This window comes from Flavobacterium sp. KY-23415 (assembly GCF_055384985.1).
This window is the reverse complement of record NZ_AP044001.1, coordinates 126,094-141,176: the sequence shown is the minus strand read 5'-3', so window position 1 is coordinate 141,176 and position 15,083 is coordinate 126,094. Positions and strand designations below refer to the sequence as shown.

17 protein-coding genes are annotated in these 15,083 nt (G+C 29.4%); 4 read left to right on the top strand and 13 right to left on the bottom strand.

What is annotated here, in order from left to right; all coding sequences use genetic code 11:
- The first annotated feature begins 38 nt into the window (after positions 1-38).
- The 3 genes from ACZ49Z_RS00700 (at position 39) to ACZ49Z_RS00690 (ending at position 3,083) form a co-directional block, all read left to right on the top strand.
- Positions 39-863 carry a TlpA family protein disulfide reductase gene (locus ACZ49Z_RS00700; RefSeq protein ID WP_464306291.1) on the top strand — a complete coding sequence of 275 codons (825 nt, stop codon included), beginning with the start codon at positions 39-41 and terminating at the stop codon, positions 861-863.
- Between the two features lie 166 nt (positions 864-1,029).
- The gene (fabV, locus tag ACZ49Z_RS00695; protein WP_464306290.1) at positions 1,030-2,223 is read left to right on the top strand and encodes an enoyl-ACP reductase FabV; all 1,194 of its coding nucleotides are present in this window, start codon (positions 1,030-1,032) and stop codon (positions 2,221-2,223) included.
- Positions 2,224-2,270: 47 nt separating this feature from the next.
- Positions 2,271-3,083, top strand: coding sequence for an enoyl-ACP reductase FabI (locus tag ACZ49Z_RS00690; RefSeq protein WP_464306289.1), 813 nt, complete (start codon positions 2,271-2,273; stop codon positions 3,081-3,083).
- A 116-nt stretch (positions 3,084-3,199) separates the two neighbouring features.
- Here the strand turns inward: ACZ49Z_RS00690 and ACZ49Z_RS00685 are convergent, their stop codons facing one another.
- From ACZ49Z_RS00685 to ACZ49Z_RS00670, 4 genes are all read right to left on the bottom strand, one after another.
- Complete coding sequence (locus ACZ49Z_RS00685; RefSeq protein WP_464306288.1) at positions 3,200-3,910, bottom strand: hypothetical protein; 711 nt, start codon at positions 3,908-3,910, stop codon at positions 3,200-3,202.
- A gap of 466 nt (positions 3,911-4,376) precedes the next feature.
- A complete protein-coding gene (locus tag ACZ49Z_RS00680; protein WP_464306287.1) occupies positions 4,377-5,660 on the bottom strand; it encodes a hypothetical protein in 1,284 nt (427 codons plus the stop codon).
- Between the two features lie 4 nt (positions 5,661-5,664).
- Complete coding sequence (locus ACZ49Z_RS00675) at positions 5,665-6,339, bottom strand: hypothetical protein (RefSeq protein WP_464306286.1); 675 nt, start codon at positions 6,337-6,339, stop codon at positions 5,665-5,667.
- A gap of 112 nt (positions 6,340-6,451) precedes the next feature.
- Positions 6,452-7,303 carry a response regulator transcription factor gene (locus ACZ49Z_RS00670; protein ID WP_464306285.1) on the bottom strand — a complete coding sequence of 284 codons (852 nt, stop codon included), beginning with the start codon at positions 7,301-7,303 and terminating at the stop codon, positions 6,452-6,454.
- A 468-nt stretch (positions 7,304-7,771) separates the two neighbouring features.
- On the opposite strand from ACZ49Z_RS00670, the gene ACZ49Z_RS00665 reads away from it, so the two are divergent.
- Entirely contained in the window at positions 7,772-8,035 is a 264-nt protein-coding gene (locus ACZ49Z_RS00665; protein ID WP_464306284.1) for a hypothetical protein, read from the top strand.
- Between the two features lie 209 nt (positions 8,036-8,244).
- On the opposite strand, the gene ACZ49Z_RS00660 is transcribed toward ACZ49Z_RS00665, so the two are convergent.
- The 9 genes from ACZ49Z_RS00660 to ACZ49Z_RS00620 form a co-directional block, all read right to left on the bottom strand.
- On the bottom strand, positions 8,245-8,715 hold the full coding sequence (locus tag ACZ49Z_RS00660) for a nuclear transport factor 2-like protein (protein WP_464306283.1): 471 nt from the start codon (positions 8,713-8,715) through the stop codon (positions 8,245-8,247).
- A 258-nt stretch (positions 8,716-8,973) separates the two neighbouring features.
- Positions 8,974-9,411: a DUF3997 domain-containing protein gene (locus ACZ49Z_RS00655; protein WP_464306282.1), complete on the bottom strand. Its 438-nt coding sequence runs from the start codon at positions 9,409-9,411 to the stop codon at positions 8,974-8,976.
- 68 nt (positions 9,412-9,479) lie between these two features.
- Positions 9,480-9,995, bottom strand: coding sequence for a hypothetical protein (locus tag ACZ49Z_RS00650; protein WP_464306281.1), 516 nt, complete (start codon positions 9,993-9,995; stop codon positions 9,480-9,482).
- A 210-nt stretch (positions 9,996-10,205) separates the two neighbouring features.
- Complete coding sequence (locus tag ACZ49Z_RS00645; protein ID WP_464306280.1) at positions 10,206-10,832, bottom strand: DUF7000 family protein; 627 nt, start codon at positions 10,830-10,832, stop codon at positions 10,206-10,208.
- Entirely contained in the window at positions 10,795-11,409 is a 615-nt protein-coding gene (locus ACZ49Z_RS00640; protein WP_464306279.1) for a hypothetical protein, read from the bottom strand. The genes ACZ49Z_RS00645 and ACZ49Z_RS00640 overlap by 38 nt, the downstream gene beginning before the upstream one ends.
- A gap of 295 nt (positions 11,410-11,704) precedes the next feature.
- A complete protein-coding gene (locus ACZ49Z_RS00635; protein WP_464306278.1) occupies positions 11,705-12,493 on the bottom strand; it encodes a PhzF family phenazine biosynthesis protein in 789 nt (262 codons plus the stop codon).
- Positions 12,493-12,978: a tetratricopeptide repeat protein gene (locus tag ACZ49Z_RS00630; protein ID WP_464306277.1), complete on the bottom strand. Its 486-nt coding sequence runs from the start codon at positions 12,976-12,978 to the stop codon at positions 12,493-12,495. The genes ACZ49Z_RS00635 and ACZ49Z_RS00630 overlap by 1 nt, the downstream gene beginning before the upstream one ends.
- A gap of 407 nt (positions 12,979-13,385) precedes the next feature.
- A complete protein-coding gene (locus tag ACZ49Z_RS00625; RefSeq protein WP_464306276.1) occupies positions 13,386-14,216 on the bottom strand; it encodes a DUF5694 domain-containing protein in 831 nt (276 codons plus the stop codon).
- A gap of 192 nt (positions 14,217-14,408) precedes the next feature.
- Positions 14,409-15,080: a hypothetical protein gene (locus tag ACZ49Z_RS00620; protein WP_464306275.1), complete on the bottom strand. Its 672-nt coding sequence runs from the start codon at positions 15,078-15,080 to the stop codon at positions 14,409-14,411.
- Positions 15,081-15,083: the final 3 nt, after the last annotated feature.

Here is a 15,083-nt window from a genome sequence, read left to right as displayed (position 1 = left end):
AATTTAAATAATAATGGGGAATATAATATTTTATAAAAATGAAATATATATTATTTTTTCTATATACACTTTTTCTATATCTTATAATTAGTTTTTTTACAGTTGAATGGCGTTTTTTAATTCCTATATTTCTTTCGGGTGTTTTCTTTTCCGTTTATTATATGCTAAGATTAAAAATTAACATAAATAAATATTTTGTATGGTTTTCTTTTTCTGGATTTATATTACTCATAACATTAATAGGAATAGCAGAATTTGATAAATCATTTCTTTTTATTCTTTTAACACCTATAGCATCCTATTTTGGATATTTATTTTTTAATGCGACAAGTTATAAGAGAAAAATAGGGATTATTTTATTACTATTAGTTTTTTCAATTTTTTCAGCAACATACATACATAGTACTGTTTTTTATTATTTAAATAAAAGAGAAATTATTGTAAATGATATTAATATCGATATGTTTTTAGCTAATGGTGAAAAAATAAAATTGGATAAAGAGAAAGTTTACATTTTTGATTTATGGTCTACTAGTTGTGGTGCTTGTATTGAAAAATTTCCAGAATTTAGCAAACTATGTAATATTTATAAAAACAATGACAGAGTTGAGTTTTATGCTGTGAATGTAGCCTTAGCTCGTGATAAGGCTGAGGATATAAATTCCTTTGTTTTAAATAAAGGTTTTTGTTTTGATAATCTATACATATCCAGTTTGTCTGAGGCTGAGAAAATAGGAGTAGATAAATACCCAACTATCATTATTGTTAAAGAAAATAAAATAATTTATAACGGAAATCCTAGTTATGATAATTATATCCTTTTTAATAATATTTACGATTTAATAGATGAACATATTAATTAGTTTAAAGAAAAAAGAGTTATATATACTGGCGACTTTTGAGTAAAATCAGAGTCGCTATTGTTTTTTTATATTTAGTAGGAAAATTAAAATATTGTATATTTGCATCTTAAATTTGATAAATAATTTTGAAACAAAATAAGCCAAAAGGTTACAAATAACTACAAATATGATAATAGAACCAAGAATGAGAGGTTTCATTTGTTTGACATCTCACCCAAAAGGATGTGAACAAAATGTAAAAAATCAAATAGCCTATATTAAATCAAAAGGAACCATTAACGGACCAAAACGTGTGTTAGTTATTGGTGCTTCAACGGGTTTTGGTTTAGCTTCAAGAATAACAAGTGCTTTTGGATCGAACGCCTCAACAATTGGGGTTTTCTTTGAAAAAGCTCCTAGCGAAGGTAAGACAGCCTCTCCAGGATGGTATAATTCTGCTGCTTTTGAAAATGAAGCAAAAAGTGCTGGTTTGTATGCAAAGAGTATTAATGGTGATGCTTTTTCTAATGAAGTAAAAGATCAAACTCTTGCTTTAATTAAAGAAGATTTGGGACAAGTTGATTTGGTTATTTATAGTTTAGCTTCTCCAGTTCGTTTGCATCCAACTACAGGGGTTTTACATCGTTCCACATTGAAACCTATTGGAGGAACATTTACCAATAAAACAGTAGATTTTCATACAGGTAAGGTATCAGATGTTTCAATTGAGCCAGCGAATGAAGAAGATATTGCAAACACTGTTACCGTAATGGGAGGTGAAGATTGGGCTATGTGGATGAAGGCTTTGAAAGACGCTAATTTATTATCAGATGGAGCTCAAACAGTGGCTTATTCATATATAGGACCAGAACTTACTGAAGCTGTCTATAGAAAAGGAACAATTGGTCGTGCAAAAGATCATTTGGAAGCGACAGCTTTTGAAATTACAGAGGACTTAAAATCGGTTAATGGAAAAGCCTATGTTTCTGTAAACAAAGCTTTGGTAACTCAAGCGAGTTCTGCTATACCTGTTATTCCTTTGTATATTTCTTTGTTGTATAAAATTATGAAGGAAGAAGGTATTCATGAAGGTTGTATTGAACAAATTCAGCGTTTGTATGCAGATAGATTATTTTCTGGTGAAGCATTGCCTTTAGATGATAAAGGAAGAATTCGTATTGATGATTGGGAAATGAGAGAAGATGTTCAGGCTAAAATTGCTACATTGTGGGAAGAAGCTTCAACAGAAAGCTTAGTAGCTCTAGGAGATTTGGCAGGATACAAGCAAGATTTCTTGAATTTGTTTGGATTTGGCTTTGAAGGTGTTGATTATTTAGCTGATGCTAATGAGTTAGTAAACATACCAAGTATTGATAGTTAGTGCTTAGTGCATGAGAATTTTAAAAATATAGATTAAATATAGATTGTATGTATAATTTATTAAAAGGGAAAAGAGGAATTATTTTTGGTGCATTAGATGAAAATTCTATTGCTTGGAAAACAGCCGAACGTGTGCATGAAGAGGGCGGTACATTTGTTTTGACAAACGCACCCATAGCGATGCGTATGGGAACAATAAAAGAATTAGCTGAAAAAACGGGATCACAAATTATCCCTGCAGATGCTACTTCTGTTGAGGATCTTGAAAATTTAGTAGAGAAAGCTGTTGAAATTCTTGGAGGTAAGATAGATTTTGTGTTACATTCTATAGGAATGTCTGTAAATGTGAGAAAAGGGAATCATTATACTAACCAGAATTATGATTTTACACAAAAAGGCTGGGATGTTTCTGCTGTTTCTTTCCATAAAGTAATGCAAGTATTATATAAAAAAGAAGCAATGTCAGAGTGGGGTAGTATAGTTGCCCTGACCTATATGGCAGCTCAACGTGTTTTTCCAGATTATAATGATATGGCCGATAATAAAGCCTATTTAGAATCGATTGCTCGTAGTTTTGGATATTTCTTTGGAAAAGATAAAAAAGTGCGCGTAAATACCATTTCTCAATCTCCAACGCCAACAACTGCTGGACAAGGAGTGAAAGGTTTTGATAGTTTTATTGCCTATGCAGATAAAATGTCGCCTTTAGGAAATGCTACAGCATTGGATTGTGCAAATTATACTGTTGCTATGTTTTCCGATTTAACAAAATGTGTTACATTACAAAATTTGTATCATGATGGAGGTTTCTCTAATATTGGTGTGAGTCAGGCTGTAATGGATATGTTCGAAAAGGAATAATAAACAGAATATTTTATATAGATGAGTTCGATATATTGTCGGACTCATTTTTTTTGCCTATAAAACAAGATATGATGAGTTATTGCAGTGGATTTCAAAAATAAATGGTATTAATCTTAGTTGTTGTCTTTTATTAATCTTAATGTATTATTGGTGTATTCATACCTTAAGTTATTATTCTTTACTTGAATATCTTCGTTACCCGGTTTTAACAGTAAGGAGTCTGATTTAAAACTAAAGATAATTTTATCGTTTTTTTCCTTAATGTCAAGTATATCTATCAATTTGGTTTCCATGTCAATACTTTCGACGTCAATATTTCCAATCGGACTAATTTTATTGTTTTCTAATAAAAATGCATCGCCACCGAAATAATATTCAAATGCTAATTGACAGACAATGATTATTTTATCGCTTTTATTGTTTCTATAAAAATGGGGTTCATATAAATATACATCTCCTTGTCCTGCTCCTTTGTAAAGAAGTTCATTTTTTTTATTGAGAAAAAATAGTCTATCTCCATAATCAGTTTCTTTGTCGTACTTACTCAATTCTCCATTAATGGGTTCATAATAGCCAATTATAATTTTATGCCCATCAATTTCATACGAATAATCGATTGACACATTTTCAATTTTAGCATTAGTGATGCTGTCAGGTTTAAATTGATAAAAGAGATCTTCATTTATGCTATTTGTTGAACCAATCACTTCTTCTTTTTCATTAATTTTTGTATCCTCAATTTTGGTCTCATTTAAATTATTTCTTGTCTCATTTTTACATGCTATAAGACTAATAATAAAAGTAAATATGATTATTTTTTTCATTCGGTTTTTTTGTGAAATTTAGTGGTTAAGCTTACTTTTAAATTGTTTGCATACCAAAAAAAACTGTTTATAATTCATTCAATTTGGAGTGCCAATACGAATCTTTTTTGTTTTTATAATGTTCCAAATATATTGTTTTTTCTGCTTAAAAATTATCAAAAAGTTTTCACTATATTTTAAATTTTACAGCTGCGTTTATAATGTGTTTACTTTTTAATTGTTTAATCCAGATTAGGCATTAGACTTTGTCATGAGAGAAATGGATGCAAAACGGAGTATTAAAGTAACTATTTTTGAAAAAGAATTCTAATGCCTAATTTGGGTTTAATTGTAATGAATTAATGGTGAACAGTTTTAATTTTATAGTTGTGTAATTTAACTAAAAATAAACTTAGCTTAAAATGAGATTGTTTTGTTTTAAGGGTAGTAATAAAGCAATTCCCAATTTTTTGAGCAATCTTTTGTGTTATTTTCCCCATTTAAATCTTTCGGGATAAAATACTATTTGAATTAGGTTATATTCTAATTGGCTAAAATTAAATTGTTTGTTGTCTAGCTCAAATTTAGAAAAAGGATACCACCTCAAATTGGTTCGCAAGATAAGTGCTTCATTTGTTTTTCCTGGCACAATATCCCAACCAAAAGTGATTCCTGGTTCTACAGCATTTGTGAATGATTGTTGCTTTTTTAGGTCGTCAACAATATGTTTATAATCTAATTGATCATAGGCAACATTAACACCAATATATGGTGCAAAACCCGAGTAATCTGTCAAGAATTTATTTACTTCTAATGTTATAGATGTCTTTTTAATAGTTTGACTAGTACCAAAACCTTCCGTTTTATAAGCTGGGTTTCGATATGAGATTGCTGTAAATAAATTGGCTTTGTTAAAATGATAGCCCACTGCAATATCAAGATAACTAGATGAGGTAAGTTTTTGTTGCAAATAGGGAAACTGACTAGTATTATAGTCTGATTTTGCTAATGAAAACGAAAGCGAAGGACCAATCCCTATAAAAAAGTCTCCAAACTTTTTGGCATCATAAGATAGTTTTGAAACTCTTGGATAGCTATTCCATTTGTCGATATTTTCTTGGGTATTATCTTTTGATAAATCGAATGTATAGAGCAATCCTAATTGAAAAGATACAGGTGGCGTTTCTATTTCCGTTATTTTAGTTTTGCTTACTGGATACTTCCATTTGTTGTTTGGGAAATAGTTAATGCCTAGCCTTAGTGCAATTTTTTTATAATTATACATTAATCCTGCATCATAATTGAGCAGTATGTCTTTGGAAAGTGTGGGTTGATCTTCATCAGGTTTTAACTTTTGTCTAAATTCTAATGCTCCCCAATTTGCCCCAATATAAGGGCGTATTTTTCCCTCTTTCATAGCCCAAGGATATATTCGTGCTCCTGTAGCTACCGAATGTAAAAGTTGGTGGTCGATTTCGCTATTCTTTGTTAAGTTTAACTGCTTTAATGGAAAGGTGACATAAAATTCGGTATGCCCCCAAAAGTGAAATGCTCCCCAAGTAAGGTAAGGGTTTAAGCTAGCTGAATGTTCAAATGTACTCAATTGATTATTTACGAACTGCTTTCCAATAAATGACGGTAGGTAAGTTCCACCGCATTCTAAATACATTTTTGCAAAATCCAGTCTTTGTTTTTGAGATGTTGTACTTTGTGCTTGAACGTTTAAAATATACAAACTGACTAATATGATGATTGCTATCTTCTTTTTCATTGTATTAAAATTGAAATCCTACAAAAAACCATATATTGTTATCAAAAAGATTGCTTTTGATTGTTGTTTCACCCAATTTTGTTTCCTTTATAGCATCAAAATTAAATCTAAAGGGTACAGAAACTCGGTAGTATAAGCCTTTTATTTTGAACAAATCATTTTCACTAAAACTGATGGCGGTTCCTGCTGAAAAAGAAGATTTTTTAATTTTTTCATTTAGGATTGTGTGGGTATATTCATTATCATAATACCCTAGAGAAGGAGCAATGTAAAGACTTTTTATAAAAAGAGGAAAGTCATAGAAAAGTTCAAACCCAAATTGTTTTCCTTTTACATTTTTACCATTAACTGCACTTGCAAAATTTGATGAAAGATGTTTTTCTGTCAAATGAAGATTGGTGTGTGTTAATCTGAGAAGATGTTTGTTTTTAAATTGCATACCAACTTCACCTCCTAGAGATTTGAACTGGTTAAAAGCAGCTTCACCAAAATCATAAGCGATAAAGAATTTGATGTTTTTGTTTTTTGTGGTGTCTTTTTGACTAAGATTGACTCCTAAAGTAGTGTTTTTCTTGGTAAACAGACTTACTGTGCTTGTTGGGTGGAGTGCCAAATTATGAGCATTAGCCCTAATGGTACAAATTCCCACGATTGCGATGATAAATAATGTGTACTTCATTTTATTTTTATTTTGAAGCAAAATTATATGCGTTGTGAAAAGCTCACAATCGGGCAATAGGCGGATTTTGACTATAAATTAAGATATCATACTAAAGTATGAGTGTTGATAATTAGGAAGTTAAAATGAATACAAGTTCGTGACGTGTTTTTACATTGCATTTTTTATAGATGTTACTTGCGTGGGTTTTTACAGTAGGTAATGCAATATATAATTGTTCAGAAATGTTTTGATAGGTAATTCCTTGCACTAATAGTCTGGCAATTTCTTCTTCTCTTTCGGTTAAACCAAAGTTTTTAAAATGTTGTTGATGTGGTTCAATCTTTTTGTTTACAAGCGATAATCTTTGTAAGTCATCATAAATTTTGTGTATAGCCAATAAAGAAAAGGCAATATACAACAAGAAACCGATTGGAAATTGCTGATATTCTTGTTCAAAACCATAATGAAAAATTAGATAAACAGGTACAAATAATAAAAATACCCAACCGAATATCTTATTTGCTTTTTCGAGATGAACATATTTTTTTATTGGTTTAGTAAACTGTGCCAAACCTAATGCTCCGATTATAGAACACATTAAAAAAAGAACTACTGCATTTTGAGCAACAATCAAATGATCTGTAAAATAGGTAACAAAAATACCAATAAGTAGTAAAGAGGTAAGAATTAAATAAGCTACTTTGTAGTTACTTTTTAGCGTGTGTTTTCTTTCGCTCCATGTGTTTAAGAAAGTTGTAGTCGATACCAACACCATAGCTGTTAGAGTAGCAATATTAGATGTTTCACCTACAGGAAATAATGGTGAAAGACTAATAGAAATAACCAGTATTAAAAGGGAAATGGTGAATGCTATGGTTTCAATATTCTCAATATTACGTTTATAGCAAATCCATTGCAAAAATATTGAAATGCAAAGCGTTGTATAGGTTAATCCAAGTAGAATATATTCAAGAGTTACCATAAGAAATACAATTCTATTTTGTAATAGTATTAGATTGTCTTTTGAATTATACTTAATTGTTGTCTGTGAAAAAAATATCACAGATTTTTGTCAAATATAATTAAAAAAGTATTTTGAAAAAGAAGAAATATGATCATTTAGAATTCAAGGAATTGTATTGTTTTTGAATTTAAAAACTATGAAAGGAGAGTCGGTTATATTTGAATTGGTAAAACAGATTTTTAATTGCTTAATTATTGATAAAGGAATTTGCTGAATTGGCTAATTCATAATGTAAATCTGAATGCAGTCAATTTTGATATTTATTATATTTGTGCATTGATGGGTATCCATTGCCATTAGATAAAAATCATAATTTTATAAAAATCAAAAATAAAAATGATAAAATCTTTGTTTACTTTTGTTTGTTTTTTAATAATTTTTAATTGTTTTTCTCAGGAAGTTGAAAAAACGTCTAAAAGTTATTCTATGATACCTTTAATTTCAAATCCTGAAAAATATGATGGAAAATGGATTGGTATAACAGGTTTTTTAAGATACAAAAAAGAAGGAGATATATTAATCTTTTTCTCTCGTGACGATTTAATCTATGCTAATTATAAAAATTGTTTTGTTTTGTATTTAGACAAAAATAAATTAACAGGCATTGATTTGTCGCATTATAATGGACATTGTGTAAGTATTATAGGCTTTTTAGTAACATCGAACATTATTATTATGGTGGAGCAGTAGAAGGTGTAACCTATATTGAAAGCCGTGATGATATTAATATTGAAATAAAAGCAATGGAAATTGAAGAAAGGAAAAGGAAAAAATAGATACTACAATTATGGTTTTATAGTTGTTTTTTTGAACCCAATTCCAACTCATTGATGGTGAGTAACTTTTAAAATAATTAAAATTGATAGTTACGTTTCGTTGTTGAGCACTGTATTGTTTGACTACCAATATTCATATATACGTGAGATTTTTCCGCTCCTAAACTCAAAAAGAGTCATCTCTGGTTTACCATCATTTATTTTATCGTCTTTTTTTTCCACAAATCTTTTCTCTACAACTACAGCGTTCAGACCAATAATTTTATTTTCTATTTTAATGGCTATTATACTTCCGTTATATCCTCCATTTTTTTGATTACGCACATATCCTTTATATAAATCCTCTCTTGTATATGTTCCTCCATACTTGGGATGAACATAAGTAAAATCTTCTGTAAAAAGGTTAAAAACGTTATCAATATCTTGCAAAGTTGAATTCGCCTTGAATATTTTTATATTCAAATCATAATATTGAGTTATTAAAACGGCTAAAGAATCTTTATGACTTTGAGTAGCTTCTTCTTGAGCTATAATTTGATTGGTTGTCCAAAAAATCAAAAATATTGAAGCAAATAATTTTAAATGTGTTTTCATATGTAGATATTAATTTGTTTTTTAGTGATAACATTAGGTGTGTCTTTTTTAATTGTCTGTGTGTACTTCACTATGCGTTTATTTACATTGGTGTAGTGTTCCGTGACGAAGACGAATTGGCACAGTGTTTTATTTATTTACTTTGCAAGTTCGTTTTGCTCATGTTTTTGGCTCTTTGAGCACAACGACTCACAAATTTATTATGTAAACTACTAGAAAAAAATAAGAACTGATTAATAAACCTTCGTTACTAACTTTTTAATAATAATCATAAACATCAATCAATTTGATATTTTTAGGAATATTCAATGAATCAAGTTTTTTTTGAAAAGTTGAAAATTTTAAATTCCCTAATACGTAATTTTTGGCTGTGTTTAAAATCCAATAATCTTTAATTTTCTCGTCTGGAATTTCATAATTATCTTGAGTGTCATCTGGAGAACGTTTTTTTAATCCTTGTCTTTCAGCAATTATAAAATTGTTATAAATATTTACCTTTAATACTTTTGTTGGTATAATGGCAATTTTATTATTCCATCCATCTTTTGGTGTAATCATTATATTATGGGGTGAAGTTCTGTTTATGGAATAATTATTACTTAGCTCTGTAGAAAAATCTTGCAAACCTGGTCCTAAACAACTTATAATAGATAAAAATAAGATTATAATTAAAAATGATTTTAAGCATTGTTTCATTTTTAGATTTTAAATTGGGTTTGTTATTTGATACGTTTTTTGGTTGTAGTTAACATAAGAGCCGAGTATTATTCTCGTTTAGGTTCAGGAAAAATATTCTCTTGTTCCATAGAAAAGATAACACTAGTAATTTTCCATTTGTCTTTAATTTTTACAAGTCCCCAAGATTCTTTTCCCCATAAACCCTTTTTTTCTCCTGCCCAAAAACTGAAATCAAAAGTAATAGAAGCAATATGTCCATCTGTATCAATGTTAACATTATAGAATTTTTCTTCTTTAAGAGCTCCTTTGGTAGTGCTTCTAAACCAAGATTTGTAATCAGAAACTTTATAGTTTAATAAACTTGAATCTTTTTCGAGCCTTTTTTGTTGTGTTTTGTCTTTATAGACTCCAACCCAAGTAACATTGCCGTCATAGAATAAATCATAAAGACTAATACTGTCTTTTGTTTTTAAACTACTCATAAAAGTGTTTAAAACGTTATTAAGTTCTAATTTGTCATTGCTCAAATCCGCTATATTTTGAGAATACAAAGTGTTATGTGCCATCAAAAAACTACAGATGAATAAAAATATACTTTTCATTTTGATAATTATTTTTGAATCTATTGTTTATATTTTAGCCTTGCCTAGCCAATTGTTTTCAATTTGTTTGCATCCAATACTCAGTAGTGTCAATTAGCGGTTTTGGAAGTATAAACGAAAGTATATTTTACTTTTTTGTTTCCTCAAATATATTATTATTTTTCTATAAAGTATCAAAATTTTCTTATACAGTTTCATTTTTTTTTAAAATTAACGGGGTATAATCCCTGTTATGGTTTTAAGATAATTCAGTATTTCTTCCGAAGTTTTAATCATTTCTGTTGTTATTTGTGCTGTGAGTTTCTGCAGATTATTAAAGTCGGGATTTTCAACCAAAGACACTTCAAGTATTGAGTATTCTGGCATTATATCTTTATTCTTATTCCATTTACTATTTTTGGTTAACACCCAATATTTTTCTTGAATTGGTTTTGTGTTGCCAAGTAGCCAAACCTCAAATCTCATTTCCACGTGATTCAAAACAAGTCCGAATTTTAGTTTTTTACTTTTTAAAAAATCATTGGAATAGTAGAAATAGGTATAGTCCAAATATCCGTGAAGAATTCCAGCAAATGAATATTGGTCTGAAAGTGTTTTGATGCATTCGGTTCTGATATTCATAACGAATTTCACTAACTCATTATAAGCAATTAAAATATCTCCTTTTTTCAGTTGATCTTGATAATTCGAAATATATTTATTCAAATCGTTCATTCTTTCTTTTGTGTTGTTTTTCTCCCTTTTTCTCGTATATTTTCTAATTCTGTCTCCTTTTTGTTTTTTGCAATTTGGATTGTCTTTAATCACAATCCACATCACCAGCCCCCATGTGTTCAAATACTGTAATTGTTAGCCATTTAGTATAGTTTGGGTTGATAGGCTTTTCGTTTGAAAGCACATTTTCTCCATATTGAATATTCATAACATTATCTGGAAAATCTTGTGTTGTTACAGGCAAATCAAACATTTGTTTAATTTCATTTTTTAACAAACTGTCTTTAAAAGTGATTGATATCTCCTGAAGATTACCGTGTTCAAATTTAAGATTTATGTTCTCAATCAGAGAATTCACTTTTGATGCTAATTCAACGGGGAAATTTATTCCTTCATAATATTCATCAGTATTTTTACAAGGATCGCCATTGTTTACATAATTTTTATAATTACAATTAAAGATAGTATCTCGATAAGAAAATTCGTTTTCTAGCATACAACCTATTTCAACAGGGGTTTTTCTAGCCCAAGTTAACAAAGGATACCTTGATAAAAAGGAAGTTTTTTCTTTTAAGATTAATTTTTTTTTCGATGAATCATTTGCCAAGGTTTTATTGTTTGTTGCACTACCTAAATCGTTACATGATATAGCTATAATAAAAAGAGCCAATTTTGTTATTGTTAATATAAGTCGGTTCATGTTGTTGTTTGTTTTAAATGATATTAACATCAGTTCATCTAAAAACTTCCGTTTATTCTAATTTGTTATACATAATAAAGTAAAAATAACAGTTTTATCTTTAAAAAAAAGAAACGATTCCAAGTATATATCCTTGTTTTTTAAAGTGTTCAATGACACAACCGAAGACGAACATACGAAGTATTGCCATGCTTTGCTTTGTCTATTGACTCCTCGAACTACACACGGAATGATGATAATACCTATAGAAAACAATATGAATTGATGCATTAACTTTTGTTGTTAGCATTAGTTTTTATTCTGTCCATAAATATCCTATTGAGTATGTTCTAGCTTTTCCGCTAATTATGACACGATTCTTCTTGTTTTTACAATTTAGTTTTCCAATGCGTTCCGAAATTTGTGAAGCTGTAAGCTCATTTTTATATAGACGACTTGCCCAAAAAGGTATTAATGAACAATGTGCCGAACCTGTCACAGGATCTTCTAAAATTGATGCTTGTGGAGTAAAAAAACGAGATACAAAATCGCAATCTACACCTTTAGCAGTAACAATAACGCCACCTGGATCAAGGTTTATTTCGTCAAAAAAATGACGGTTAATAGTTATGTTTTTTACGTCTTCCTCAGAATCATATAATAATAAATAATCTCTTGATTTTAAAACTTCTTTTGGTTGAATGTTTAATGATTTTGAGATGTTTTCAGGTAAACTACTTTTAATTGGCATTCTTGATGGGAGGTCTAAATAATAGAAATCATTTTCTACTATGACTGTTATATCTCCACTTAAGGTTTCAAAGATTATTTTATCTTTTTTGTAATTCAAAATTGTTTTTAAACAATGAGCTGTTGCAAGCGTAGCATGTCCACACAAGTCCATTTCAATTTCGGGAGTAAACCAGCGTAAATGTATTTTATCACCTTTATCCACAAAAAAAGCAGTTTCAGCAACAGCATTTTCTTTTGTAATTTTTAGAAGAATATCGTTTGGTAACCATCTTTCAAGTGGTACGATACATGCCGGATTACCACCGAATATTTTGTCGGTAAATGCATCGATTTGATATAATGGTAATTTCATTAAATGAATTTTTTATCTAGTTTATCCGAATAATAGGCAATTGCTTTTTGGTACTCTTGAACGCCAAGATCATTACTTGTCATTGCAATAACATTCAATAATAATTTCATAGCTTCTTTGTGGTTGGCTGTATTATATAGACTCATGGCTTTAAAAACTTTATATTCATTATTAGATGGGAACTCTTCAATAGCTCTGTTTAAGAGAGTTATAGAATTTTCATATTCACCAATGCATCTATAAGTACTACTTAGGCCAAGGTAACAGCCTTTTAAATCCTCACCGTTTAAGCCTAGTTCAAGTGCTTTTTCATATTTTGGTTTAGCTTCAATTTCCCTTTCCATATTATCACAAAGCCAAGCATAATGATAATAGATTTGAGCATTATTTGGGTAATCAATAATTAATTCTTTCAGAATTCTTTCTGATTCATAATAGTTTTTTTGATTTCTTAATTCTATTGCCTTATTTAGTTTTTCAGTCATTTTTCGAAGTTCTAAATTAATATCAAACATCAGTTCATCTAAAAACCTCCGTTTATTCTAATTTGTTATACATAATAAAGTAAAAATAACAGATTTATGCTTTAAAAAAGAAGCAAATCCAATATATATATTCTTATATTTTTGATTATTCAATGACACAACCGAAGACGAACATACGAAGTATTGCCATGCTTTGCTTTGTCTATTGACTCCTCGAACTACACACGGAAGATGATAATACCTATAGAAAACAATATGAATTGATGCATTAACTTTGGTTTTTAATGGTAGTTTTTTATAGAAATCCCACATTTACATTCAATCCAGTAGTTTAAGTACTGTACTTTTTGTTTGTCGCTATTACAAAAGTATATAATGAACTTCTCACGTTGTTGTGCTCAGTACTTTTAATAATCAGTATATTTATTCGGATCTTCTAATTGAAATTTTGGGTTATTCTCCAAAAATACGTCAAAATAGGCGGTGTGTGTTGCTCCTAAAAGGATAAAGACACGGTCATTTTCGGTCATTTTTATGTCATTAAAATTGCTGAACATTTTTAAATTCCGTTGGTAGAATTTAGTAATTTCATCAACTCCTTCCTGATTTCCTTTGGTATGTTGTGTTGCTAAGAAATTGTATAGGTTAAATGTTTCCATTTTATAACTTCTCGTATTGATCGTTTTAAATTGTTCTTTAAATTTCAAAGCATTAACCCTTTGGTAGTTATCCATAACTTGAGAAATATAAAGACTGTCAGCGACTTTTTTATTAGCAATCTCGACCAAACTTGGGTAATCAAACCCTGTTTGGCTATCAATTCCATATATTCGATTTGAACCACTCAACCTTGCCACTTCTAGTCCGATGGAATTTAATTCGTCCGAGTAATTTAATCTTTTGTTTTGATCTTTTACATATTCAGAATAGATAGAAGCTATATAGTCATTGTTTTTAGGTTCCAACTCAATGCAAATAATAGTAGGTTTAAATTTAACGATTTTTTCAACGAGCTTTTTTAAGTCAGCTTTTTCATTGGGGTCATTCAAATTGATTTGGGAAGAATTTGCGTCTGACGTTTGGCTTAAATGAGCAGTTCCGAAGTTTAAAACCCTAATCTTTCCATTTATTTCTGTCTCATAATTTTGTTTGTTCTCATTGTTTCCTTTCTCCTTATTGATTTCGGTATTGCAACCCAATAAAATTAAAGTTGTTATTGCAATTAGTAGTTTGTTCATTGATTTTGTTTGTTTTCTTGTATTAAACACAATGTTTTTCGGCTACGTGTAGTGGTGTGAACTAATACCAAGCCATAACAAATATAAACTTATTTTAGAAAATTCGGAGACATGTGCACAAAGTACGAAGTGGTAAAATAAAATTCCAAATACAAACCGAGCCTAGCAATTGTTACAAACGGCTATACAACGTTATTTTTTTATAACCCATTTAGTTTTTAAAAATCCTTTTCTTAATTCTAATTCAATTGAGTCGTTTACTTTTAGGTTGTCAAATTCTTTTTTAGAAACTCTCAGTAAGTCATTTTCTAAAATTGGACCCCAAGGTTCAAAATCAATTCTGTAGGCTGTTGTTTTTCTTTCTTCAATCTCTTTATTTATGATTTTTGACCTATAAAATTCAGGCTCTGAGTTGTCAAGTAATACATTCGTCCAAATTGCTGTTCCACAACCAAAAGTGAATAGGAAGATTATTCCCCAGATCATTCCAGTAAAAATATTTTTTCTAATTAGATATTCTTTTGTTCCATAAAATAAGACTATTATTAAAGGAACACTAATTAGTAATGCATAGATTAAAATGTTTTTGAATCCTAAGATTTTAATATCAATCAGTGCTCTTAAAATTAATGCGAATGATGGAAATAGAATAGCAGAATTAATTTTGGGAATAGACGTATTGTTCCATTTTCTAGAATCAATGCCAACTTTCCCTTGATGCTTTAATGCAAATAAAATTCCAACTACAGGAATTATAATGTTTACTAATACAGCAAAAGGGTAAAATATTGGATAGAAGATTAACCAAATTGCAGATAAACTGCCAATCCAATTTTGTAAGGTTGTAATATTCTTAATAGACATTCA